Annotated in this window: 22 protein-coding genes, 1 tRNA gene and 1 pseudogene; 12 read left to right on the top strand and 12 right to left on the bottom strand. The window is 71.6% G+C overall.

Annotation, left to right across the window (positions count from 1 at the left end; translation table 11 throughout):
* Window positions 1–55: 55 nt before the first annotated feature.
* The 6 genes from ACIQU3_RS05475 to iolC are packed head-to-tail and all read right to left on the bottom strand — an operon-like array spanning window position 56 to window position 7,045.
* Entirely contained in the window at window positions 56–844 is a 789-nt protein-coding gene (locus ACIQU3_RS05475) for a GntR family transcriptional regulator (RefSeq protein ID WP_403923440.1), read from the bottom strand.
* A gap of 20 nt (window positions 845–864) precedes the next feature.
* Window positions 865–2,358: a CoA-acylating methylmalonate-semialdehyde dehydrogenase gene (locus ACIQU3_RS05470; protein WP_403728251.1), complete on the bottom strand. Its 1,494-nt coding sequence runs from the start codon at window positions 2,356–2,358 to the stop codon at window positions 865–867.
* 42 nt (window positions 2,359–2,400) lie between these two features.
* On the bottom strand, window positions 2,401–4,272 hold the full coding sequence (gene iolD, locus ACIQU3_RS05465) for a 3D-(3,5/4)-trihydroxycyclohexane-1,2-dione acylhydrolase (decyclizing) (protein ID WP_403727337.1): 1,872 nt from the start codon (window positions 4,270–4,272) through the stop codon (window positions 2,401–2,403).
* Window positions 4,269–5,162, bottom strand: a complete 894-nt coding sequence (iolB, locus tag ACIQU3_RS05460; RefSeq protein WP_403727340.1) for a 5-deoxy-glucuronate isomerase — start codon at window positions 5,160–5,162, stop codon at window positions 4,269–4,271. Before iolB ends, iolD begins: the two co-directional genes overlap by 4 nt.
* 13 nt (window positions 5,163–5,175) lie before the next feature.
* Window positions 5,176–6,054: a deoxyribose-phosphate aldolase gene (locus ACIQU3_RS05455; RefSeq protein WP_403727342.1), complete on the bottom strand. Its 879-nt coding sequence runs from the start codon at window positions 6,052–6,054 to the stop codon at window positions 5,176–5,178.
* Window positions 6,055–6,067: 13 nt separating this feature from the next.
* The gene (gene iolC, locus ACIQU3_RS05450) at window positions 6,068–7,045 is read right to left on the bottom strand and encodes a 5-dehydro-2-deoxygluconokinase (protein WP_403727344.1); all 978 of its coding nucleotides are present in this window, start codon (window positions 7,043–7,045) and stop codon (window positions 6,068–6,070) included.
* Between the two features lie 321 nt (window positions 7,046–7,366).
* On the opposite strand from iolC, the gene ACIQU3_RS05445 reads away from it, so the two are divergent.
* The 7 genes from ACIQU3_RS05445 to ACIQU3_RS05415 all read left to right on the top strand — a co-directional run bounded on the left by ACIQU3_RS05445 (window position 7,367) and on the right by ACIQU3_RS05415 (window position 14,219).
* Complete coding sequence (locus tag ACIQU3_RS05445) at window positions 7,367–8,386, top strand: sugar ABC transporter substrate-binding protein (RefSeq protein WP_403727346.1); 1,020 nt, start codon at window positions 7,367–7,369, stop codon at window positions 8,384–8,386.
* Window positions 8,386–9,462, top strand: coding sequence for an ABC transporter permease (locus ACIQU3_RS05440; protein ID WP_403727348.1), 1,077 nt, complete (start codon window positions 8,386–8,388; stop codon window positions 9,460–9,462). The genes ACIQU3_RS05445 and ACIQU3_RS05440 overlap by 1 nt, the downstream gene beginning before the upstream one ends.
* Before the next feature lie 5 nt (window positions 9,463–9,467).
* The gene (locus ACIQU3_RS05435; protein WP_403727350.1) at window positions 9,468–10,379 is read left to right on the top strand and encodes an ATP-binding cassette domain-containing protein; all 912 of its coding nucleotides are present in this window, start codon (window positions 9,468–9,470) and stop codon (window positions 10,377–10,379) included.
* A gap of 1 nt (window position 10,380) precedes the next feature.
* Window positions 10,381–11,283 carry a sugar phosphate isomerase/epimerase family protein gene (locus ACIQU3_RS05430; protein WP_403727354.1) on the top strand — a complete coding sequence of 301 codons (903 nt, stop codon included), beginning with the start codon at window positions 10,381–10,383 and terminating at the stop codon, window positions 11,281–11,283.
* 18 nt (window positions 11,284–11,301) lie between these two features.
* Window positions 11,302–12,321 (top strand): Gfo/Idh/MocA family protein, encoded by a 1,020-nt coding sequence (locus ACIQU3_RS05425; RefSeq protein WP_403727357.1) that lies wholly within the window; start codon window positions 11,302–11,304, stop codon window positions 12,319–12,321.
* A 108-nt stretch (window positions 12,322–12,429) separates the two neighbouring features.
* A complete protein-coding gene (locus ACIQU3_RS05420; RefSeq protein ID WP_403727359.1) occupies window positions 12,430–13,065 on the top strand; it encodes a hypothetical protein in 636 nt (211 codons plus the stop codon).
* Between the two features lie 350 nt (window positions 13,066–13,415).
* Window positions 13,416–14,219 (top strand): hypothetical protein, encoded by an 804-nt coding sequence (locus tag ACIQU3_RS05415; protein WP_403728254.1) that lies wholly within the window; start codon window positions 13,416–13,418, stop codon window positions 14,217–14,219.
* 197 nt (window positions 14,220–14,416) lie between these two features.
* Here the strand turns inward: ACIQU3_RS05415 and ACIQU3_RS05410 are convergent.
* The 4 genes and pseudogenes from ACIQU3_RS05410 to ACIQU3_RS05395 all read right to left on the bottom strand — a co-directional run.
* Window positions 14,417–14,611: pseudogene (locus ACIQU3_RS05410) on the bottom strand (gfo/Idh/MocA family oxidoreductase); the annotation flags it as partial.
* Entirely contained in the window at window positions 14,608–15,612 is a 1,005-nt protein-coding gene (locus ACIQU3_RS05405; RefSeq protein WP_403727363.1) for a Gfo/Idh/MocA family oxidoreductase, read from the bottom strand. The gene ACIQU3_RS05405 and the pseudogene ACIQU3_RS05410, both read right to left, overlap by 4 nt.
* Window positions 15,613–15,730: 118 nt before the next feature.
* Window positions 15,731–16,507, bottom strand: coding sequence for an SDR family oxidoreductase (locus ACIQU3_RS05400; protein ID WP_403727365.1), 777 nt, complete (start codon window positions 16,505–16,507; stop codon window positions 15,731–15,733).
* 8 nt (window positions 16,508–16,515) lie between these two features.
* Window positions 16,516–17,673: a phytanoyl-CoA dioxygenase family protein gene (locus tag ACIQU3_RS05395; protein WP_403923438.1), complete on the bottom strand. Its 1,158-nt coding sequence runs from the start codon at window positions 17,671–17,673 to the stop codon at window positions 16,516–16,518.
* Window positions 17,674–17,781: 108 nt separating this feature from the next.
* On the opposite strand from ACIQU3_RS05395, the gene ACIQU3_RS05390 reads away from it, so the two are divergent.
* Both ACIQU3_RS05390 and ACIQU3_RS05385 read left to right on the top strand, forming a co-directional pair.
* Window positions 17,782–18,813, top strand: coding sequence for a LacI family DNA-binding transcriptional regulator (locus ACIQU3_RS05390; protein WP_403727369.1), 1,032 nt, complete (start codon window positions 17,782–17,784; stop codon window positions 18,811–18,813).
* 63 nt (window positions 18,814–18,876) lie between these two features.
* Complete coding sequence (locus tag ACIQU3_RS05385; protein WP_403727371.1) at window positions 18,877–19,488, top strand: TMEM175 family protein; 612 nt, start codon at window positions 18,877–18,879, stop codon at window positions 19,486–19,488.
* A gap of 9 nt (window positions 19,489–19,497) precedes the next feature.
* Here ACIQU3_RS05385 and ACIQU3_RS05380 read toward each other — a convergent pair whose 3' ends face one another.
* A complete protein-coding gene (locus tag ACIQU3_RS05380) occupies window positions 19,498–20,661 on the bottom strand; it encodes a Gfo/Idh/MocA family protein (protein ID WP_403727373.1) in 1,164 nt (387 codons plus the stop codon).
* Between the two features lie 133 nt (window positions 20,662–20,794).
* On the opposite strand from ACIQU3_RS05380, the gene ACIQU3_RS05375 reads away from it, so the two are divergent.
* The gene (locus ACIQU3_RS05375; RefSeq protein WP_403727375.1) at window positions 20,795–21,799 is read left to right on the top strand and encodes a LacI family DNA-binding transcriptional regulator; all 1,005 of its coding nucleotides are present in this window, start codon (window positions 20,795–20,797) and stop codon (window positions 21,797–21,799) included.
* A 230-nt stretch (window positions 21,800–22,029) separates the two neighbouring features.
* Here ACIQU3_RS05375 and ACIQU3_RS05370 read toward each other — a convergent pair whose 3' ends face one another.
* Window positions 22,030–22,374: a cupin domain-containing protein gene (locus ACIQU3_RS05370; protein WP_030840645.1), complete on the bottom strand. Its 345-nt coding sequence runs from the start codon at window positions 22,372–22,374 to the stop codon at window positions 22,030–22,032.
* 652 nt (window positions 22,375–23,026) lie between these two features.
* On the opposite strand from ACIQU3_RS05370, the gene ACIQU3_RS05365 reads away from it, so the two are divergent.
* Together ACIQU3_RS05365 and ACIQU3_RS05360 are read left to right on the top strand one after the other, a co-directional pair.
* Window positions 23,027–23,100: transfer RNA gene (locus ACIQU3_RS05365), tRNA-Pro, on the top strand.
* A gap of 254 nt (window positions 23,101–23,354) precedes the next feature.
* On the top strand, window positions 23,355–23,432 hold the full coding sequence (locus tag ACIQU3_RS05360; protein ID WP_370443954.1) for a 50S ribosomal protein bL37: 78 nt from the start codon (window positions 23,355–23,357) through the stop codon (window positions 23,430–23,432).
* Window positions 23,433–23,494 lie beyond the last annotated feature (62 nt).

The raw sequence follows: 23,494 nt of genomic DNA, 5'->3' as shown, positions 1-23,494 counted from the left end.
TATGTTCGACTTTGCGGCCGGGGGGTGCCCCGAGTCAAGCGCGGCGGGCCACTACTTAGGGCCTGATCAGCAATTGGAAGTCGAACGTGTACAGCGAGGCCCGGTAGATGTGCGTTCCGTACTCGACCGGGCGCCCCGTGTCGTCGTACGCCGTGCGCCGCATCGTCAGCAGCGCCGTACCCTCCTTCTCGTCCAGTCGGGACGCCTCCTGCGCCGTGGCTGCCCGGGCGCCGACGGTCTGGCGGGCGCTGTGCAGGGTGATGCCCGCCGATCGCAGCATGCGGTACAGACCGGTCGACTCCAGGCGGGCGCTGTCGAAGGCGGGCAGGGACGCCGGCAGGTAGTTGCGGAGCAGGGCCACCGGCCGGCCGTGGGTGAGGCGCAGCCGGTCGAGGACGATCACCTCGCCGCCCTCCGGCACCCCGAGGGCGACGGCCACGTCGCAGGGGGCCGGGACCGGCTCATTGCGCACGACCTCGGTCGCGGGCCCCTGCCCGGCCGCCTCCAGGTCGTCGTAGAGACTGCTCAGTTCCAGGGGGCGCCGGACCTGGCTGTGCACCACCTGCGTGCCCACCCCGCGCCGCCGGACCAGCAGCCCCTTGTCGACGAGGGACTGGATGGCCTGGCGGACGGTGGGGCGTGACAGCCCGAGGCGCACGGCCAGGTCCACCTCGTTGCCCAGGAGGTTCCCGGGGGGGAGGGCACCGCGCTCGATCGCCGCCTCCAACTGCTGCGCGAGCTGGTGGTAGAGCGGCACGGGACTGCCCCGTTCCAGGGCGAAGTCCAGCGGGCCGAGCGCCGGGGCGGCCGTGGTGCGGGCCGCCCGGCCACCGGTCTTCGCCATGGACGAACCCCCCTCGGGTGTCAGGAGTTGCTCGGGAAACCGAGGTTGATGCCGCCGTCGGACGGGTCCGGCCAGCGGGTGGTGACGACCTTGCCCTGCGTGTAGAAGGCGATGCCGTCGCCTCCGTAGATGTGCAGGTCGCCGAAGAGGGAGTCCTTCCAGCCGCCGAAGGAGTGGTAGCCCACGGGGACCGGGATCGGCACGTTGACGCCGACCATGCCCGCCTTGACCTCCAGCTGGAAGCGGCGGGCGGCGCCGCCGTCCCGGGTGAAGATCGCCGTGCCGTTGCCCCAGCGGGAGGAGTTGATCAGCTGGATGGCCTCGTCGTACGTCTCCGCACGGACGACCGCCAGCACCGGCCCGAAGATCTCGTCCCGGTACGCGTCCGCCGTCAGCGGCACCCGGTCCAGCAGGGAGACGCCCAGGAAGAAGCCCTCCTCATGGCCTGCCACTGAGAAGCCCGTGCCGTCGACCACGACCTCCGCGCCCTGCTCGGCGGCCGAGGACACGTACGATGCCACCTTGTCGCGGTGCTCACGGGTGATCAGCGGGCCCATCTCCGAGTCCGGGTCGTCACCGGGGCCGATCCTCAGCTTCTTCGCCCGCTCGGCGATCTTGCCGACCAGCTCGTCAGCGATGTCACCCACGGCCACGACCACCGACACGGCCATGCAGCGCTCGCCGGCCGAGCCGTACGCCGCGTTGATCGCCTGGTCGGCGGCGAGTTCCAGATCGGCGTCGGGCAGCACCAGCATGTGGTTCTTGGCACCGCCGAGCGCCTGCACCCGCTTGCCGTGCTCGACGGCCGCTCGCTGGATGTACTTGGCGATCGGGGTCGAGCCCACGAAGGACACCGCCTCGATGTCCGGGTGCTCCAGGATGCGGTCCACCGCCGTCTTGTCGCCCTGCACGATGTTCAGGACGCCTTCCGGCAGACCCGCCTCCGTGGCCAGCTCCGCCAGGCGCAGGGCCGCCGACGGGTCCTTCTCCGACGGCTTCAGCACGAAGGTGTTGCCGCAGGCGATCGCCAGCGGGAACATCCACATCGGCACCATCGCCGGGAAGTTGAACGGCGTGATGCCCGCGACCACGCCCAGCGGCTGGCGGATCGAGGCCACGTCCACCCGGGTGGAGACCTGCGTGGAGAGTTCGCCCTTGAGCTGGACGGAGATCCCGCACGCCAGCTCCACGATCTCCATGCCGCGCGCGACCTCGCCGAGCGCGTCGGAGTGCACCTTGCCGTGCTCGGCGGTGATCAGCTCCGCGATCTCGTCGCGGTGGGCGTCGAGCAGTTCGCGGTACTTGAACAGGATCGCCGTGCGCTTGGCCAGGGAGGACTCGCCCCAGCTCGCGAAGGCGGCCTTGGCGGAGGCGACCGCGGCGTCGACCTCCTCGACGGTCGCGAAGGTGACCTGCTTCTCCTGGGCGCCCGTCGCCGGGTTGTAGACGGGGCCGAACCGGCCGGAGGTGCCCTCGACGGGCTTGCCGTCGATCCAGTGGGTGAGGGTCTTCATGGTGCGCAAGGGCCTTTCGTGGAGCTTGAGTTCAGGGGGAGTTCAGAGATGGCGGCGGCGGTCCGCGACCTGCCGGTCGTAGCGCTCGCGGGCCTCGACGGCGGCCGCGCGGGAGGCGGTCTCGGCGACCGGCACGTCCCACCAGGCCTCGGCCGGGGGAGCGGTCGGGGCCGGGTCGGTCTCGACGTACACGCACGTCGGGCGGTCGGACGCGCGGGCCGCGGCGAGCGCCTCGCGCAGCTCGCGCACGGTCTTCGCGCGCAGCACCTCCATACCCAGGCTGGCCGCGTTGGCGGCGAGGTCGACGGGCAGCGGTGCGCCGGTGAAGGTGCCGTCGGCGGCCCGGAAGCGGTAGGCCGTGCCGAACCGTTCGCCGCCGGTCTCCTCCGACAGGCCGCCGATGGAGGCGTAGCCGTGGTTCTGGATCAGCACGATGTTGACCGGCAGGCCCTCCTGGACCGCGGTGACGATCTCCGTCGGCATCATCAGGTACGTGCCGTCGCCCACCAGCGCCCAGACCGGGGCGCCGGGGGCGGCCTGCTGGACGCCGATGCCGGCCGGGATCTCGTAGCCCATGCAGGAGTAGCCGTACTCCAGGTGGTACTGGCGCGGACTGCGGGCACGCCACAGCTTGTGCAGGTCACCGGGGAGCGAACCGGCCGCGTTGATGACCACGTCGTCCTCGCCGACGGTCGCGTCGAGCGCGCCCAGCACCTGCGTCTGGGTCGGGACCGCGCTGTCGTCGTCGGCCCGGTAGGCGGCCTCGACGATCTCGGCCCAGCGCTCCCTGCCGGCGCGGTACTCGGCCTCGTACGCCTCGGCCACGCGGTGCCCGGCCAGCCCCTCGGCCAGCCTTTCCAGACCGGACCGCGCGTCGCACACCAGGGTCCGCGCGGCCAGCTTGTGGGCGTCGAAGCCGGTGATGTTGACGTTGAGGAACCGCACGTCAGGGTTCTGGAAGAGCGTGCCGGAGGCGGTGGTGAAGTCGGTGTAGCGGGTGCCGACGCCGATCACCAGGTCGGCCGTACGGGCGAGCGCGTCGCTCACCGCGGTGCCGGTGTGCCCGATGCCGCCGAGGTCGGCGGGGTGGTCGTGGCGCAGCGAGCCCTTGCCGGCCTGAGTGGAGGCGACCGGGACGCCGGTGGCCTCCACGAACGCCCTCAGCGCCTGCTCGGCCTCGCTGTGGTGGACGCCGCCGCCCGCCACGATCAGCGGCCGCTCGGCCGACCTGATCGCCTCGACGGCCGCCGCCAGTTCCACCGGGTCCGGCGCGGGACGCCGTACGTACCAGACGCGCTCGGCGAAGAAGTCCTCCGGCCAGTCGTACGCCTCCGCCTGCACGTCCTGAGGCAGGGCGAGGGTGACGGCGCCGGTCTCCGCCGGGTCGGCCAGCACCCGCATCGCCTGGAGGGCCGAGGGGATCAGCGCCTCGGGGCGGGTGATCCGGTCGAAGTACCTCGACACCGGGCGCAGGGTGTCGTTGACCGACACGTCGGCCTCGGCCGGGTGCTCCAGCTGCTGGAGCAGCGGGTCGGGAGCGTGTGAGGCGAAGTAGTCGCCGGGCAGGAGCAGCACCGGCAGCCGGTTGATGGTGGCGAGCGCGGCTCCGGTGACCAGGTTGGTGGCGCCCGGGCCGATCGAGGTCGTCACGGCCTGCGCGGACAGGCGGTTGAGCTGCCGGGCGTAGCCGACGGCCGCGTGCACCATGGACTGCTCGTTGCGGCCCTGGTGGTAGGGCATCACCTCGGCGTACTCGACCAGCGCCTGGCCGACCCCGGCAACGTTGCCATGGCCGAAGATGCCCCAGGTCCCCGCGATCAGCCGGCGGCGCACGCCGTCCCGCTCGGTGTACTGGGCGGACAGGAACCGGACCAGCGCCTGGGCGGTCGTCAGTCTGCGGGTGGGGGCGCTCATACGGAGGTCTCCGGGGCGGTGTAGAGGGGGAGCCGGGGGTCGACCGGCTGGTCCGGCCAGGTGTCGCGGACCCAGGCGTGGTCGGGGTGGTCGCAGATCAGCCAGGCGCGCTCGGCCTCCGGGCCCGCCATGACGTTGAGGTAGTACATGTGGTGGCCGGGTGTGGCCATCGACGGCCCGTGCCAGCCGTCCGGGATGAGGACGACGTCGCCGTCGCGCACCTCCGCGAGCACGTCGGTGTCCCGGCCCGGGCCGGACGGGGAGACGCGCTGGTAGCCGAGGCCGGGGATGCCGTCGTGGCCGGCGAACTCGAAGTAGTAGATCTCCTCCAGCACGGACTCCTCGCCCGGCCGGTGCTCGTCGTGCTTGTGCGGTGGGAACGACGACCAGTTGCCGCCCGGGGTGATCACCTCGACCGCGATGAGCTTGTCGCACTCGAAGACCCCGGCCGCGCCGAAGTTGTTGACCTGCCGGGAGCAGTTGCCGGTGCCCCGCAGTTCGACGGGCACCTCGGAGGCCGGTCCGTAGCGGGCGGGCAGCCGGCGGGTGCAGCGCGCGCCGGTCAGCGCGAACCGGCCGCCCGCTGCGGACGTCACGGTGACGCGGGCGTCGCGCGGCACGTACGCGAAATCGCTGACGCCGCTGAACACGTCGGCGCGGCCACGGAGTTCAAAGGTGTCCTGGCCGAAGTCGTCGGCGGCGGCGACGGTGCAGCCGCCGCTCAGCGGCACGACGATCCACTCGCTGTCTCCGGTGCCGAAGGAGTGCGCGCCGCCCGGCGGCAGCTCCAGGATCCGCAGGCCGGCGTGGCCCCAGCCGGCCTTCTCGGGCGTGACGTCGACGGCGTAGGGGCCGCCGAGGGCCTTGCCGGCGGGAAGGTGGTACGTCATTGATTCCTCCGGATCACAGCAGACCGACGGCCGTGTCCACGGCCTCTTCCACGCTGCCCCCGGCCGGGTAGAGCAGCGACCGTCCGACCACCATGCCCTGGACGGTGGGCAGCCGCAGGGCCTTGCGCCAGCGTTCGTAGGCGCCTTCCTGGTCCTCGCCCACCTCGCCGCCGAGCAGGACGACGGGCAGCGTCGAGGTCTGGAGGACCTCGGCCATGTCGTCCGGGTCGTCGGTGACGGGCAGCTTCAGCCAGGTGTAGGCGGAGGTGCCGCCCAGTCCCGAGGCGATCGCGACGGACCGGGTGACGGCCTCGGCGGACAGGTCGTTGCGGACCCTGCCGTCGACCCGCCGGGAGATGAACGGCTCGACGAAGAGGGGGAGCCCGCGCGCCGCCATCGCGTCGATCGCCCGCGCGGTGGACTCCAGCGTGGTCAGCGAGCCCGGGTCGTCGTAGTCGACGCGGACCAGGAGCTTGCCGGCGTCGAAGCGGAGCCGTGCGATGTCCTCGGCGCGGTGGCCGGTGAAGCGGTCGTCCATCTCGAAGGAGGCCCCGGCGAGTCCACCGCGGTTCATCGAGCCCATGACGACCTTGTTCTCCAGCACCCCGAGCAGGAGCAGGTCCTCCAGGATGTCGGCGGTGGCGAGCACCCCGTCGACGCCGGGCCGCGACAGCGCGGTGCACAGCCGCTCCAGCAGGTCCGCGCGGTCGGCCATGGCCAGATGCCGGTCGCCGACCCCGAGGGCGCCGCGCGCCGGGTGGTCGGCGGCCACGATCATCAGGCGGCCGCTGTCACCGAGCAGCGGTCGGCGCACCCTGCGGGCCGCCGCCTCGGCGACGGCCTCGGGGGTGCGGGCTCTGACCGTGGTGAGGTCGGGGATGCCGATGTTCAAGGAAGGCTCCGTTTCAGTGGCTCGTGCTCGGCGACGGCACCCCGGCGAGGAGCTCCTCGACCTCGGAGGGGGTGGGCATCGCGGACGAGCAGGCGAGGCGGGAGGCGACGAGGGCGCCGGCGGCGTTGGCGTGGCGCATGGCCCGCTCCAGGTCCCAGCCGGCGAGCAGACCGTGGCACAGCGAGCCGCCGAAGGCGTCCCCGGCGCCCAGGCCGTTGACCACCTCGACCGGCACCGGCGGCACCTCGGCACGGGTGCCGTCGCGGTGCACGGCGAGGACCCCCTTGGGGCCCTGCTTGACGACGGCCAGCTCCACGCCCGCCTCAAGCAGCGCGTCCGCACAGGCCTGCGGCTCGCGCACACCGGTGGCGATCTCGCACTCGTCCAGGTTGCCGACCGCGACGGTGGCGTGCCGCAGGGCCTCGCGGTAGTAAGGGCGGGCCTCCTCGGGGTCGCCCCAGAACATCGGGCGCCAGTCGAGGTCGAAGACCGTGGTGCCGGCCTTGTCGCGGGCCTTGAGGGCGGCGAGGGTGGCGGAGCGGCTCGGCTCCTCGCTCAGTCCGGTGCCGGTGATCCAGAAGATCCGGGCGTCGCGGACGGCGAAGAAGTCCAGCTCGTCGGTGTGGATCTCCAGGTCCGGCGCTTTGGGGCGGCGGTAGAAGTACAACGGGAAGTCGTCCGGCGGGAAGATCTCGCAGAACGTGACCGGCGTCGGGTACGCGGCGACCGGGGTGACCCAGCGGTCGTCGACACCGAAGCCCTTCAGCTCCTCATGCAGATACGTGCCGAACGGATCGTCGCCGGTGCGCGTGATCACCGCCGTGCGGCGTCCCAGGCGGGCTGCGGCGACCGCCACATTGGCCGCGGAACCTCCCAGGAACTTCCCGAACGTCTCCACCGACTCCAGCGGCACGCCGGTCTGCAGGGGGTAGAGGTCGACCCCGATGCGGCCCATCGTGATCACATCGAAATACTGGGCTGGCTCGGCCATGCGCGACCTCCTCGGGAAGCTGGGGATGCGGGTCCTGGGGCGCCCTGACACGGTGGGGACGTGGATCCACGGGGCCTGCCGCCTCCCAGGTGTAGGTCTCCGAGGGCGGTGCTGTCAATAGTTTGTACTTACATTCGGACCTGCTTGTGAAATGATGTCTTAACAAAGTATTGACAGCGGGCTCGGCAGGGACTTGTATCCCGTGCCATCGCAACAGTCGGTTTGCGGCATCATGATCCGGACTCCGTAAGGCTCCGGGACCACGGATCCCTTCGTGATCCCTTCCTTTCCCCGCAGTAGCACAGTGAGGTGCCAGGAAAGATGGACCGCTCTTCCCACCCCCGCTCTCGCAGGCTCGCGCCCGTCGTCGCCGTCGCCGCGGCAGCGGCCCTGACCCTCGCCGGCTGCTCCAGCAGTTCCGGGGGCAAGAAGTCAGAGGAGGGCGCCGCGAACGCCTCGGCGGGCAAGGCGACCACGCCCCGCATGACCGTCGCCCTCGTCACCCACCAGGCGCCCGGCGACACCTTCTGGGACACCGTCCGCAAGGGCGCCGAGGCCGCGGCAGCCAAGGACAACATCAAGCTCGTCTACTCCGCCGACCCGAACGCGGGCAACCAGGCCAACCTGGTCCAGAACGCGATCGACCAGAAGGTCGACGGCATCGCCGTCACCCTCGCCAAGCCGGACGCGCTCAAGAGCGTCATAGGCAAGGCCGAGAAGTCCGGCATACCCGTCGTCGGCCTCAACTCCGGCCTGAGCGACTGGAAGAAGCTCAATCTGCTGGAGTTCTTCGGCCAGGACGAGTCCGTGGCGGGCGAGGCCTTCGGCAAGAAGCTGAACGAGGTCGGCGCCAAGAAGGTCCTGTGCGTCATGCAGGAGCAGGGCAACGTCGGCCTCACCCAGCGCTGCGACGGTGTCGCCAAGACCTTCGAGGGCAAGGTCGACCCGCAGAACGTCAACGGCACCGACATGCCGTCCGTGAAGTCGACGATCACCGCCAAGCTGAAGCAGGACCCGTCCATCGACTACGTCGTCACGCTCGGCGCGCCCTTCGCGCTGACCGCGGTGCAGTCGGTCTCGGACGCCGGCAGCAAGGCGAAGGTCGCCACCTTCGACCTCAACAAGGACCTCATCAAGTCCATCAAGGGCGGCGACATCCAGTTCGCCGTCGACCAGCAGCCCTACCTCCAGGGCTACTTGGCCGTCGACGGCCTGTGGCTCTACAAGAACAACGGCAACTACAGCGGCGGTGGTGAGCAGCCCGTGCTGACCGGCCCGGCCTTCGTCGACAAGTCCAACGTCGACAAGATCGGGGAGTTCGCCGCGAAGGGCACCCGGTGATGAGCATGACCCAGCAGGCTGAGCCGGCGGTGGACACACCGCCGGCCCCCGGCCAGAAGCAGACGGACGGCCGGACGCGGCGGCGCCCGCTGGCGCTGCGGCTGCTCGCCCGGCCCGAGGTCGGCGTGTTCCTCGGCGCCGTGGCCGTGCTCGTGTTCTTCCTGTTCGCGGCGCCGCCGGTGCGCGACGGCAGTTCGATGGCCAACATCCTCTACCAGTCGTCGACCATCGGGATCATGGCGCTGCCCGTGGCCCTGCTGATGATCGGCGGCGAGTTCGACCTCTCGGCGGGCGTCGCCGTGGTCACCTCGGCGCTGACCGCGTCGATGCTCAGCTACCAGCTGACGCTGAACGTCTGGGTCGGCGTGATCGTCGCCCTGCTGGTGTCCCTCGCGATCGGCGCCTTCAACGGCTGGCTGCTGGTCAAGACCGGTCTGCCGAGCTTCCTGGTCACCCTGGGCACCTTCCTGATCCTCCAGGGCGTGAACCTCGCGATCACCAAGCTGGTGACGGGCAACGTCGCCACCGACGACATCAGCGACATGGACGGCTTCACCCAGGCGCAGAAGCTCTTCGCCTCGACCTTCGAGGTGGGCGGGGTCAACGTCAAGATCACGGTGGTGTGGTGGCTGGTCTTCGCAGCCCTGGCCACCTGGGTGCTGCTGCGTACCAAGTACGGCAACTGGATCTTCGCCGTCGGCGGCAACAAGCACTCCGCCCGGGCCGTCGGTGTGCCGGTGACCTTCACCAAGATCTCCCTGTTCATGCTGGTCGGCTTCGGCGCCTGGTTCGTCGGCATGCACCAGCTGTTCTCGTTCAACACCGTGCAGTCCGGCGAGGGTGTGGGCCAGGAGCTCATCTACATCGCCGCAGCCGTCATCGGCGGCTGTCTGCTCACCGGTGGCTACGGCTCCGCGATCGGCACGGTCTTCGGCGCCTTCATGTTCGGCATGGTGCAGCAGGGCATCGTCTACGCCGGCTGGAACCCCGACTGGTTCAAGGCCTTCCTCGGCGTGATGCTCCTCGGCGCCGTCCTCATCAATCTGTGGGTCCAGCGCACGGCGACCCGGAGGTGACCGCGATGACCAGCGAAGAAACCGGCACCCACGGTGCCGTCCTCAAGGACACCCCACCCCCCGGCGAGCGTCCCCTCGTCGAACTCCGCGGCGCCGGCAAGTCCTACGGCAACATCCGCGCCCTGCACGGCGTGAGCCTCGAAGTCCACCCCGGCAAGGTGACCTGCGTCCTCGGCGACAACGGCGCCGGCAAGTCCACCCTCATCAAGATCATCTCGGGGCTGCACCAGCACACCGAGGGCGAGTTCCTCGTCGACGGCGAACCGGTGCGCTTCTCCACCCCGCGCGAGGCCCTCGACAAGGGCATCGCCACGGTCTACCAGGACCTCGCGGTCGTCCCGCTGATGCCGGTGTGGCGCAACTTCTTCCTCGGCTCCGAGATGACCAAGGGCCCCTGGCCGCTGCGCCGTCTCGACATCGAGACGATGAAGAAGACCGCGGACGAGGAACTGCGCAACATGGGCATCGTCCTGGACGACATGGAGCAGCCCATCGGCACGCTCTCCGGCGGCCAGCGCCAGTGCGTCGCCATCGCCCGCGCCGTCTACTTCGGCGCCCGCGTCCTCATCCTGGACGAGCCGACCGCCGCCCTCGGCGTCAAGCAGTCCGGTGTGGTGCTGAAGTACATCGCCGCCGCCCGCGAGAAGGGCCTCGGCGTCATCTTCATCACCCACAACCCGCACCACGCCTACATGGTCGGCGACCACTTCAGCGTGCTGCGCCTCGGGACCATGGAGCTGTCCGCGTCCCGCAGCGACGTCTCCCTCGAGGAACTGACCAACCACATGGCCGGCGGCGCCGAACTGGCGTCCCTCAAGCATGAGTTGTCCCAGGTCCGCGGCGTCGACGTCGACGAGCTCCCCGAAGAGGGGGACCTCACCGCTCCCGTAGCCACGTCCTCGGAAGGAAAGTCCTGACATGGCCCACGCGCTCGACCGCATCCGGGTCGGCTCCGCCCCCGACTCCTGGGGCGTCTGGTTCCCCGACGACCCCCAGCAGGTCCCCTGGGAACGCTTCCTCGACGAGGTCGCCGAGGCCGGCTACTCCTGGATAGAACTCGGCCCGTACGGCTACCTGCCCACCGACCCGGCCCGGCTCACCGACGAGGTGACCAGGCGGAACCTCAAGGTCTCCGCCGGCACCATCTTCTGCGGCCTGCACCGCGGCCCCTCCGAGTGGGACTCCACCTGGGAGCAGGTCAGCAACGTGGCCGCCCTCACCCAGGCCATGGACGCGGGGCACCTCGTCGTCATCCCGTCCTTCTGGCGCGACGACAAGACCGCCGAGATCCTGGAGGCGCCGGAGCTCACCACCGAGCAGTGGCGCAACCTCACCACCGGCATGGAACGCCTCGGCCGCGAGGTCAAGGACACGTACGGCCTGGACATCGTCGTCCACCCGCACGCCGACACCCACATCGACACCGAGGAACACGTCGAGCGGTTCCTCGACTCGACCGACTCCGACGCCGTCAACCTCTGCCTGGACACCGGGCACTACGCCTACTGCGGCGGCGACAGCGTCAAGCTGATCGAGACCTACGGCGAGCGCATCGGCTACCTGCACCTCAAGCAGGTCGACCCGGAGATCCTCGCCGACGTCGTCAAGAACGAGGTCCCGTTCGGCCCCGCCGTCGCGCGCGGCGTGATGTGCGAACCGCCCGCGGGCGTGCCTGAGTTGGGCCCGGTCCTCACGGCGGCCCAGAAGCTCGGCGTCGACCTGTTCGCCATCGTCGAGCAGGACATGTACCCCTGTGAGCCGGACAAGCCGCTGCCCATCGCGGTGCGCACCCGCAAGTTCCTGAGGTCCTGCGGCGCCTGACGACCCGAAAGGACGGCCATGACGGAGCGCGCCCCCCTGGGCATCGCGGTCATCGGTACCGGAAGGATGGGCGCCGACCACGTGCGCCGCATCCGCGACGTCACCAGCGGAGCACGCGTGGCCGCCGTCGTGGACGTCGACGCGGAGCGCGCGAAGGCCGTCGCCGCCCGTGTCGACGGCTGCACCGCGCACACCGACCCGGCGGCCGCGATGGCGGCGGCCGACGTCGACGCCGTCCTGATCGCCTCCCCGGGCCCGGCCCACGAAGCCACCCTCCTCGCCGCCTTCGAGCACGATCTGCCCGTCCTGTGCGAGAAGCCGCTCACCCCCGACGCGGCCTCCGCCCTGCGCGTCCTCGAAGCCGAACTGCGCCTCGGCCACCGCCGGGTCCAGGTCGGTTTCATGCGCCGCTACGACCCCGAGTACGCGAAGCTGAAAGCCCTGCTGACGACCGGTCAGCTGGGCCGCCCGCTGATGGTGCACAACCGGCACCGCAACGTGGCCAGCCCGCCCTTCTTCACCAGCTCCATGCTCATCAGCGACTCCGTCGCCCACGAGGCCGACGCGACCCGCTGGCTGCTGGGCCAAGAGATCACAGCCGTCACGGTGCTGCGCCCCACCCCCTCGGCCAGCGCCCCGGACGACTTGCAGGACCCCCAGTTCGTCGTCTTCGAGACCGACGGCGGCGCCCTCAGCGACGTCGAGATCTTCGTCAACTGCGGCTTCGGCTACCAGGTCCAGGCCGAGGTGGTCTGCGAACGCGGCACCGCCCGCATCGGCGACGGCCACGCCCTGGTCACCAACATGGCCGGCCGCTGGGGCGGCACCATCGCCCAGGACTTCACCGAACGCTTCGAGACGGCCTACGACCAGGAGATCCAGGCCTGGGTCGACGCCACCCGCCGCGGCGAGACCACCGGCCCCAGCACCTGGGACGGCTACGCCGCGGCGGCGGTGTGCGAGGCGGGGGTGAGGGCGCTGGAGGACGGCGGCCGGGTGCGGATCGATCTGGTGGAGAAGCCGGCGCAGTACAGGTGACGTCGAGGTCCGTCCAGCCCTCTTTCGTTCGCTCCGTGGCGGGCCCTACGCTCGGGGAGCGCTCCGAAGGCCGGAGCCGCTCGTTCGCAAGCGGGGGAAGCCGTGGACGTGCCGACGCTGATCCTGCTGGGCGGGGCGGGCGGCGTACTGCGGGGTCTGCTGGACGTCTACACCCGGTTCCTCGACTGGCACACGGACCGACGAGGACACCGCCGATTACCTTCCGCGCAAGAAGGGGAACCTCCGCGCTTCCAGCAGTACTTCGACCCTGTGGGTGATTCCGTCGCGGCTGTCGTGCACAGCGCGATGGGTGCGGGCGCCGCGGTGCTCCTCGGCACCACCGGCCAGATCAGCGGTGCCTACGCGGCACTGGTCGTCGGCATCTCCGCACCGGTGATCCTGACCCAGCTGGGCCGCGTTCAGTCGGTGAGCGACGCGCTCACCGGCGGGCCGCAGCCCGAGGCGGGCGTCGGGGCCCAGGCGGTGCCGGAGCCCGCGCCGCAGGCCGCGGCCGCGGCAGCGCCCTCTCCCGTACCGGTGGCGCTGTCCGGGCCGGCCGTCGTGCGGCCGGTGTCCGGCGAGAGCGACGGGACAGCGAGGGAGACGGGGAACGTCACACCGCACACGGCACGCTCGAACGACCGGCCCGCCGATGCCGCGGACAGCCCGGCCGGAGAACGCCACCGCCGTGAGACTCCGCCCCTCCCTCGGAGGCCGGCCGTCGGCGAGGAGGGGACCGGATGACGCAGCGACCCGGTGCGCGTCTGCGCATCGCCGCGAGCATCCTGGGCGTGGACCGACGCTCGGAACGCCGGTCCCCCACGCTCGAACAGCGGCGTCGTCTCTCCCCCGGGCGACGGGTCCTCGCCTCGCTCCTCGGAATCGGCGTCCGCCCGGCCGCGCCCACGACCCGTACCCAGGCAGCCGTGACGCCGCGGGCTCCCGAGCATGCTCCGGAGCCCGCGGTGCCGGAAAGAACCACCGTCGCGGCCCGTACCGAGCACCCGGACCACGCCCCCGAGGCGGTTCCCCGTGCTCAGTCGACGAGTTGGCGCGCCACGCGGGCCGCAGCCCCGGCCGGCGACCGCTTCACCGTGCCCGTCCACTTGCTGAACCAGGACCGCTCCGACTACGAGCGAACCCTCGACGCGGCGCTGCGCTCCGCACCGCACCGCCCGGAACTGGCCGCTCTCGGGCGGCGGCTCGACGTCGCACAGGTGCGCACCATGGCGCTCAACGCCACTGCGGTCATCACGGCGGCAGCGGGGAGCGAGTACCGCCACTACGTGAAGGTCCGCGAGGAACAGCTCGGTCCTGCGATGTCCGCACCGTCCTGGCGCGCAACCGCCCCGGCGGAGACGGACCCGAGCGCCCCGGGCGCCGCCACGACGGCAGGCGAGGTCACCGAAACCGACGGAGCCGGCCCGGCGGCCGTCATCGCGGTGCTGGGGCCCCTCCTCGCGGGCACCGGCGCGGCGATCTTCCTGCTGGTCGGCTACATCCTGCGCATGCTCAACCCGGAGACGGCCATCGCCCGGACGATCATCACCACCGGCTGGCTGTTCGGCGCGGTGACCGGGGTCTCGCTCCTCGTCGCCGCCGTCGGACTGCTCCTCACGGCCCTGCGCAACAGGACGGACCGTCCTCCCGCCGAGCCCCTCGAGGTGACCCGGGCCAGGGACGCCTGGCTCGAGGCCCTGCTCGAGCGGGGCATCATGCCGTTCCTGCGGGAGGCGCTCACCGACCCGGCCTCGGCGGAAGCCGTGCAGCATACGGTGCCACCCCCACCGACCGGCCGTACGCCCGGCTACACCAGCCCGGACTTCACGAGCCCGGACTTCACAAGCCCCGATTTCCCGAGTACCGGCCACGGCGGGCCGGAGCACCGGCCGGACTGACCGCTGGGTGCGTCGGGAAGGAGCCGCCGGAGAGCAGCGGCCCGGCCGCTGTCACCGCACGACGCGGCGCGAACGCGGCGCGAACCCCGCTCCGGTAGCACGCGTCGATGGGCTGCATCGTCGTCACCGCGTCGTCCGCGTCCAGCGGCAGTGAGGCGTTGCGGGGTCGGCGATCAGTTCTGCGTCCGACGAGGCCACAGTTCTGCGTATGAGGAGGCCACCCGCTCCACGCCGTGCCCGGCGGCGAACGCCTCGGCGCGGGCGGGGCCGCGGGCGGCCACCGCGACGAGGCGGTGGCCGGTCGCCCGGGCCGGGGCGATCAGGGAGCGCTCGGTGATCCGCGCGGCTCCCAGCGCGCCTGTGCGCAGGGGTTCCCGGCCCGTCCCGCTCATGCCTGCCGTACCTCCTCGATCGTCACCGGACGGTGCTCGTGCAGCGACAGGGTGCACGCGTCGGCGATCCAGCCCGCCTCCAGGGCGTCCTCGATCGTGCACGGCGACGGTCGGGTGCCGGCGACGACCTCGGTGAATGCGGTCAGTTCGGCGCGGTAGGCCTCGGTGAAGCGGTCCATGAAGAAGTCGTGCGGCGTGCCCGCCGGGAAGGTCACCCCGGGCTCCACCGAGCGCAGCGGCAGCTTGTCCTCCAGGCCGACGGCGATGGAGTCCTCAAAGCCGTGGATCTCCATGCGGACGTCGTAACCGCGGGCGTTGTGACGGGAGTTGGACACGACCGCGATGGTGCCGTCGTCGAGGGTGAGAATCGCGCCGGTGGTGTCGGCGTCACCGGCCTCCTTGATGTACTCGGCACCCCGGTTGCCGCCGACCGCGTACACCTCCCTGACCTCGCGTCCCGTCACCCAGCGGATGATGTCGAAGTCGTGCACCGAGCAGTCGCGGAAGATGCCGCCGGACGCGGCGACGTATGCGGCCGGCGGGGGCGCCGGGTCGAGCGTGGTCGAGCGGACCGTGTGGAGCGTGCCGAGCTCACCGCTCTGCACGGCGGCCCGGGCGTTGACGAACCCGGCGTCGAAGCGGCGGTTGTAGCCGATCTGGATCGGCACGTCCCGGCCCGCGACGGCCTTGAGCACCTCGACCCCCTCGGCCATGGTCCTGGCGACGGGCTTCTCGCAGAAGACGGGGACACCCGCCTCGACACCGGCCAGGATCAGTGCCGGGTGGGCGTCCGTGGCGGCGGCGACGACGATGCCGTCCACACCGGCGGCCAGCAGCGCCTCCGGAGAATCCACGACATCGGCCCCGAACCGCTCGGCGGCGGCCTTGGCGGCGTCCGCGAACGGATCGGTCAGGACGAGGGAGTCGACGGCGTCGAGTCCGGAGAGGGTCTCGGCGTGGAAGGCGCCGATGCGGCCGAGGCCGAGGATTCCGATGCGCATGGGTGTTGCTCCTATAGGTAAACGGGGGGGCCGCGCCCCTGTTCTTCGGGGGCGCGGGGGCCGGCGCGATCAGCCAGGACGGAGCCGCACACGACCGACGACGATCCGCGGCAAATCCCTAGTCGAGTCCCCCCAACACGTTCTGATCCCAGTCGATCACCGACCCCGTGACCACCCCGGACCGCTCCGACAGCAGGAACACCACGAAGTCGGCGATCTCGTCCGGCTGGCCGAGCTTGCCCATGGGCAGCTTCGCGGCGGCTTCGTCGCGCCAGTCGTCCCCGGCCCCGTGAAACGTCTTCTGCGTGGCGTCCTCGCCCTCCGTGGCCGTCCAGCCGATGTTGAGCCCGTTGATCCGGATCCGGTCCCAGCGGTGCGCGTGCGCGGCGTTGCGGGTCAGACCGATCAGTCCTGCCTTGGCGGCGACATAGGGCGCGAGGAACGGCTGCCCGCCGTGCGCCGACGAGGTGATGATGTTGACGATCGTGCCCGGCGCCTGACGGTCCACCATGTCGGCCACCGCCGCCTGCATCGAGAAGAACGGGCCCTTGAGGTTGATCCCGATGTGCTGGTCGAACAGCTCGGGCGTGGTGTCCAGCAGCGTCCCCCGGGACGTCAGACCGGCGGAGTTCACCAGGCAGTCGACACGGCCGTACGTCTCCACGACCCGGGCCACGGAGGCCTTCGCCTGCCCGGCGTCCGACAGGTCGGCCCGCACGTACAGGGCCTTGCCGCCCGCGGCGGTCAGTTCCGCCACCAGGGCCTCACCCGGCCCGGGGCGCCGCCCGGTCACGGCCACCACCGCCCCTTCGCGCACCGCGGCCCGCGCGATGGCCGCGCCGACCCCCTGGCTGCCGCCGTTGACCAGGACGACCTTGTCGTCGAGAAGTCCCATCGAATTCCTCAGCTCTCTCGCCGTTCGGCACCGGACCGCAGTTCCGCCCGGAGCGCCTGCGGTGTCCACTCCTCGCGCAGCGCCCGCCGCACCAGATCCGCTTGCGAGGGCGGGGCCAGGCCGTCGACCGGAGGGTCGCTGTCGAGGTTGGTGGGGAAGGGGTAGCCCTCGGCGCTCGCCGCGATCACGTGGTCCAGCCACGCCTGGTCGGCGCCTTCGGCCTTGCGCTCGAGGAGGACCGGGTACACCGCGTTCGCCACGGCCTCCCGGTCCACCGTCTCCATCGCGCGGCCGAAAGCGGACGACACCTGGAGCAGATTCGCCATGCGCCGGACGTCCGCCGAGCGGTTGGTGCCGGCCGCGTGGAACAGCGCCGGGTTGAAGAACACGGCGTCGCCCTTGGCGAGCGGCAGCTGCACCTGGTGCGCCTCGAAGTACGCCCGGAACTCCGGGAGCCGCCAGGCGAGATAGCCCGGCTGGTACTTCTGCGAGTGCGGCAGGTACATCGTCGGCCCGGACTCCACCGGCATGTCGCAGTGCGCGACCGCGCCCTGGAGCGTCAGCACGGGGGAGAGGCGGTGCACGTGCGCCGGATAGGCGGCGGCGACCTCGTTCGACAGGAAACCCAGGTGGTAGTCCCGGTGCGCCCTCTGGGCGGCGCCGCCCGGGTTGACCACGTTCAGCTGGGAGGTGACCTGGTAGCCGGGGCCCAGCCAGGCGGTGGCCACCAGCGCCAGAACGTCGTTGGCGTAGTAGTCGGCGAACGCCTCCGGGTCGTAGAGGGCCGCCTTCTCCAGCGCGTTCCACACCCGGTCGTTGGCACCGGGCCGGGCGAAGTGGTCACCGGCCGCCGCGCCCGAGGCACGCTGCTCGGCGATCAGCGCCTCGAACACGGCGGTGGTCCGGTCCACGACGTCCGGGTCGGGGAAGGCACCGCGGAAGACCACGATGCCGGGCCCCTCCGCGAGCGCCCGCACCAGCTCGGCCTGGACCACCCGGTCGCCTTCGAGCAGACCGCAGTCGTAGACGGGTACGTTCCGCTCGACCGCGCCGGCGTGCGGATAGTCGGCGGGGTCCGTAGCCCGTTCCACCAGGTCGCGGAACGCATCGAGATCACAGTCCTGCTCGGACAGCCAGGCACGGTGGTGTACGGACGTGAAGGACATCGTCGTCCCTTCGGGGTCACGGAGCGACGCAGCCCTGTCATTCTTGTCAGTACAAACCCTTCGAACAACCAGCAGCAAGCCATCAAAAACCCCTCAAGGAGCCGGCGCATGGGACACCCATTCCCGATCCGGGAGATCGCCCGTCAGGCCGGTCTGAGCGAGGCGACCGTCGACCGGGTGCTGAACGGCAGGGGCGGAGTGCGTGAGAGCACCGCCCGGGAGGTCCGCCAGGCCATCGCCGATCTCGACCGGCAGCGCACCCAGGTGCGCCTCGTCGGCCGGACGTTCATGGTCGACATCGTGATGCAGGCGCCCGAGCGCTTCACCACGGCCATCCGAGCCGCCCTGGAGGCCGAGCTGCCGTCGCTGCGCCCGGCGGTGCTGCGCTCCCGCTTCCACTTCCGCGAGACCGGCCCGGCCGCGGAGCTGGTGCGGACCCTCGACCGCATCGCACGGCGCGGCTCGCAGGGCGTGATCCTCAAGGCCCCGGACGTCCCCGAGGTGACCGCCGCCGTCGGCCGGCTCGCAGCCGCAGGCGTCCCGGTGGTGACGCTGGTGACCGACCTGCCGGCCAGCGCCCGCCTCGCCTACGTCGGCATAGACGACCGGGCCGCGGGTGCGACGGCCGCGTATCTGATGGGCCAGTGGCTGGGGGAGCGCCCGGGCAACATCCTCACCAGCCTCAGCAGCGGGTTCTTCCGCAACGAGGAAGAGCGCGAGATGGGCTTTCGCAGCGCGATGCGCGCCCGGCACCCGGGGCGCACACTGGTCGAGATCGCCGAGGGCCAGGGACTGGACACCACCCAGTACGACCTCGTCCGGGCCGCACTGGAACGCGACCCGGACATCCGCGCGGTGTACTCGATCGGCGGCGGCAACATCGCCACGCTGCGCGCCTTCGACGACCTCGGCCGCGACTGCGCGGTGTTCGTCGCGCACGACCTCGACCACGACAACACACGCCTGCTGCGGGAGCACCGCCTGTCCGCCGTACTCCACCACGACCTCCGCCGGGACGTACGCGAGGCCTGCCACACCGTCATGCGCGCCCACGACGCGCTGCCGCCGGCCGGACCCGCCCTGCCGTCGGCCATCCAGGTGGTGACGCCGTACAACATGCCGCCGCAGGCGGCCGTGTGATCCCCGGGGCGCCACCGGGCGTGGATACGTAACGAGGCCCGGCTCCGCGCCTACCGTCGGCCCATGTGGACCTCGCGCCCGGACGGCGGCCCCGAGCGGTTGGTGACCCTGGTCGACGGCGTGTTCGCCATCGCCATCACGCTGCTCGTCCTCGACCTCTCCGTGCCACGGGAGCTCGAACCCGCCGCGTACCGCGCGGCCCTGCGCGAGCTGCTCCCGGACCTCGGGGCCTACGCGCTGAGCGTCGCGGTGCTGGGGAGCTTCTGGCGCGACCACCGGCGGATCTTCCAGGACGTGCGGGAGATCGACGGCCAGGTGATCGGCATCTCGATGGTCGGCCTCGGTGTCGCGGCCCTCGTGCCGTTTCCCACCCGGCTGCTCGCCGAGTACGGCGCCCAGCCCGTGTCGGTCGCCGTGTACGCGGGCGCCGTCGCCGCGCTGGGCGCCTGCCATCTGGGGGTGGCCATCGTGCTGGCGAAGCGCCCCTGGCTGCGCCACGACACGCCCTCCGAGGCGGCGAGCACCCTCTACCTCCTGGACAGCGCCTCGTCCGTGGTGGTCTTCCTCGCCACCGTCCCGCTGGCCATGGTGGCCGGCCCCAGGATCATGTGGATGTGGCTGGCCCTCGTGCCGGTGAAGGTCTACCTGGGCCGCAGGCTCACCAGTCCCACCTGACGGCGGGAGTCACGCCCGGCCGGTGACCTCCGCCCAGCTCCCGCTCTGCGCCGACCGCGCCATCGCGTCCAGCGCGGCCGCACTGTGGACGGCGTCCGTGAGCGTCGCTCCGTGCGGGGTGCCCTCGGCGATGGACCGCAGGAAGCGGTACGCCTCGACGACCTTCAGGTCGTCGTACCCCATGGCGTTCGCCGCGCCGGGCTGGAACGCGGCGAACTCGCCGTGGCCCGGGCCCACGTACACCGTGGTGACGGACTGGTCCTGGTACGTGGTGCCGCGGCTGACCCCCAGCTCGTTCATGCGGCGGAAGTCCCAGAACACCGCGCCCTTCGTGCCGTGCACCTCGAAGCCGTAGTTGTTCTGCTCGCCCACCGACACCCGGCAGGCCTCCAGGACGCCGCGGGCCCCGGAGGCGAAGCGCAGCAGGCAGCCGACGTAGTCCTCGTTCTCGACCGGGCCGAGTTCGCCCCCGGCGGCGCGGCTGTGGCCGGCCGTGGCGCCGGACGGGCGGGCCCGCTCCGGGACGAAGATCGCCGTGTCGGCCGTCAGGGACGCGATGTCGCCGACCAGGTGACGGGCCAGGTCCACGCCGTGCGAGGCGAGGTCGCCCAGCACCCCGCTGCCGCCCCGCTCCCGCTCGTAGCGCCACGTCAGCGCGCCTTCGGGATGCGCCGCGTAGTCGCTGAACAGCCGGATGCGCAGATGCGTGACCGTGCCGATCTCGCCGGCGGCGATCAGCTCGCGGGCCGCTTCGACCGCGGGCGCGTTGCGGTAGTTGAAGCCCACCGTGCCCTGCACACCGGCCGCGGCGACCGCGTCCGCGACCGCGCCGGCGTCCTCGGCGGTCAGACCCACCGGCTTCTCGATCCAGATGTGCTTGCCCGCCTCGGCCATGGCGACGCCGATCTCACGGTGCAGGAAGTTCGGCGCGGTGATGCTGACCGCCTGGACCCGCGGATCGGCGGCCACCTCGCGCCAGTCCCGGGTCGCCGAGGCGAACCCGAACTGTGCGGCCGCCTCCTCGGCCCGGCCCGGCACCTCCTCGGCGACCGTGACCAGCTTCGGGGCGAGGGGGAGCTGCGGATAGTGGTGCCGCACGCGCGCGTAGGCCTGGGTGTGCACCCGCCCCATCCAGCCGAATCCGATGACGGCGACGCCGAGCGTGTCCACCATGAGAGCCCCTCTTTGGACCGTTCCAGAACCTGTCCAGGCCACCCTGGGCGGGGTCTGCCGACGCTGTCAACCCTTTGACGGGCCGTGCCGCCTCCTTTGACAAGCCGTACCACCCCATGGAACGGTCCATCCCATGAGACCGCCGACGATCCGGGACGTGGCCGAGCGGGCCGGTGTCTCCAAGTCGCTGGTCTCCCTCGCGCTGCGCGGCTCCGACCAGGTGCGCCCCGAGAAGCGGGACGCCGTGCTCCGGGCGGCCCGGGAGCTCGGCTACCGGCCCAACGCCGCCGCCCGCAGCCTCAGCGAGCGGCGCACCCGCACGGTCGGCGTCCTCCTGAACGATCTGCGCAACCCCTGGTTCGTCGACCTCCTCGACGGCCTCAACTCCCTGCTGCACGCCAACGACCTGCGCATGCTGCTGGCCGACGCCCGCCTCAACCGCCGCACCGGCCAGGACCCGGCCGACCCGCTGCTGGATCTGCGCGTCGACGGCCTGGTCGTGGTCGGCACACTGCCCGACCCGGCGGCCCTCGGGGACGTGGCCGCGCGGATCCCGGTCGTCCTGGCCGGCTCCCGCGAACCGGCGCCGCCGGGCGTCGACGTCGTGGCGGGCGACGACGAGCGGGGGGCCCGGCTGGCGGCCGAGCACCTGATCGGCCTCGGGCACCGCCGGATCGCCCACATCGCGGGTTACGGAGCGGTCGGGGAACTGCGGCACCGGAGTTTCGAGGCGACGATGCGCCGGCACGGGCTCGCCGAGCAGGCCGTGGTCGAGCCCAGCGACATGACCGAGGAGGGCGGTTACCGGACGACCGTCCGGCTGCTCAGCCGCCCCGACCGGCCCACGGCCATCTTCGCCGTCAACGACATCGCCGCCATCGGCGCGCTCTCGGCGGCCGAGGAACTGGGCCTGCGCGTCCCGCACGACCTGTCCGTCGTCGGCTACGACAACACGAGCATCGCCCGCCTGCGGCACGTGTGGCTGACGACGGTCGACAACTCGAGCCACGAGGTCGGCCGCCGCGCGGCCCGCTGCCTCCTGGAACGCCTCGAGGGCCCCGGCGGAGCGGGCCGCGTCCAGCTCGCCTCGCCCACCCTGGAGATCCGCGGGTCGACGGCGCCCGCGCCCGGCCCCTGATCACGCGGGCGCCGCTCACGGCCGGCGCGGGCGCTGTGCGCGTCGGGCGCTCAGCCTGCACACGGGCGAAGTCGCCGCAGTGCGGCAGAGCGTGCGGCGCTGAAGGACAGAACGTGCGCTGCTCAAAGGCACCTGCGGTGTTCGAAGGGCAGAGCGTGCGCTGCTCAAAGGCACAGCGTGCGGTGTTCGAAGGCAGAGCGTGCGCTGCTCGGACATCGCGCGGGTGATGTTCAGAGGTTGATCGCGTACGCCTTGCGCAGGGTCTCGTGCACCGTCCACGTCGTCCGGTCGCCCTCGCGCAGCACGGCCATGTCGCCCGGCCCGACCGTGAGGGTCGGCCCGCCCTCCACCTCGATCGTCGCCGACCCGCTGATCACGACGAACAGTTCGTCGGCCTCGGTGTCGGTGACCACGCCGGGGGTGATCTGCCAGACGCCCCGCACCTGACGTCCGTCCTCCGACTCCCAGACCACCTTCCCGGTCACCTCGGGCGTCCCGGAGACAATCTGCTCGGGCGCGAGGGGCTCGGGTTCGAGCTCGGCGTCGGGGATGTGCAGTACGAAGCTGTGCGTCATGCGGTGACCCTAGCCCTGACCCACGGGGGAACGGCCTGGACACAGTGTGGGGTGCCGGCCGGGTCGGGCGGACACTTCGTCGTCCCGGTGCACGCGTCGGGGTGCCCTCGCCCGGTGTGGACACGGACGCGTCGGTGAGGCCCCCGCTGTCCGTCTCAACCCCTGTGCCCTGGTGGGGAGTTCCCGCGGACTCGCGTATTGTTTGCGGCATATGCCCGGTCGTTGCGACGGCCGGTGCGGGCGAGCGTGCGGGCGAAGGGGAGAAGGACGTGGACGAGACGCGGGGACAGTCCGCCCGGCGGGCCGAACTCACCGGAGGCGCGGCCACTGTCCTTCTGGGCGTCACGGCCTTCGCGGGGCACGCCACCCAGGCGGGACTCCCCTGGTGGGCCGTCCTCGCCGTCACCGTCTCGACCGTGGGTCTCGCGGGATGGACCCGGCGCCCGGACCGCCCGTCGGTACGGGTCGCGGAGCGTGCTCGGGCGCGGGTTGGAGAAGAGGCTTGGGCGGGTGCGGGTGCGGGTGCGGGTGCGGGTGCGGGTGCGGGTGCCGGTGCGGGCGCGACTGCCGGTCGGGGGCCGGGCCGGGGCACGCGTCCCATGCGGTAGGGTTGACCTGCGTGATCACGCGGTTTCACCCGTGCGGCACGCATCGGGACGTGGCGCAGCTTGGTAGCGCACTTGACTGGGGGTCAAGGGGTCGCAGGTTCAAATCCTGTCGTCCCGACTCGTATGAGTCGAAGGTCGGGCCGGTTCTCGGAGGTATCCGGAACCACCGCCGACCGGAGCGAACCGCGCGCATCCGATGAGGTGCGACGGCGGACTGCCATGCGGCCGACCATGGCCACCAACGTGACATAGGCCACCCGTGTGCAATCGCACCACGTGTGTTTGCGTTCGCGTCGGCTGGAAAGTGGCCCTGTAGCCACCGGACGCGGCGATCCGGTGGATGGTGACCGAAAGCCGGAATGAGGAGGTTCGATGTCCTCGAAGCGACGTCGCAAGAAGAAGGCCCGCCGCAAGAACGGCGCGAACCACGGCAGCCGTCCGCAGTCCTGAGGTCTGCGGTTGCGCTGATGCAAACGGGTGGGCGGCATCTGCCGCCCACCCGTTCGCATGCG

The sequence above is a fragment of the Streptomyces sp. NPDC101110 genome (assembly GCF_044759525.1).
In the GTDB taxonomy this organism is placed as follows: Bacteria; Actinomycetota; Actinomycetes; order Streptomycetales; family Streptomycetaceae; genus Streptomyces.
The sequence above is the reverse complement of the archived record's forward strand: the minus strand, read 5'-3'. Positions and strand labels throughout refer to the sequence as shown.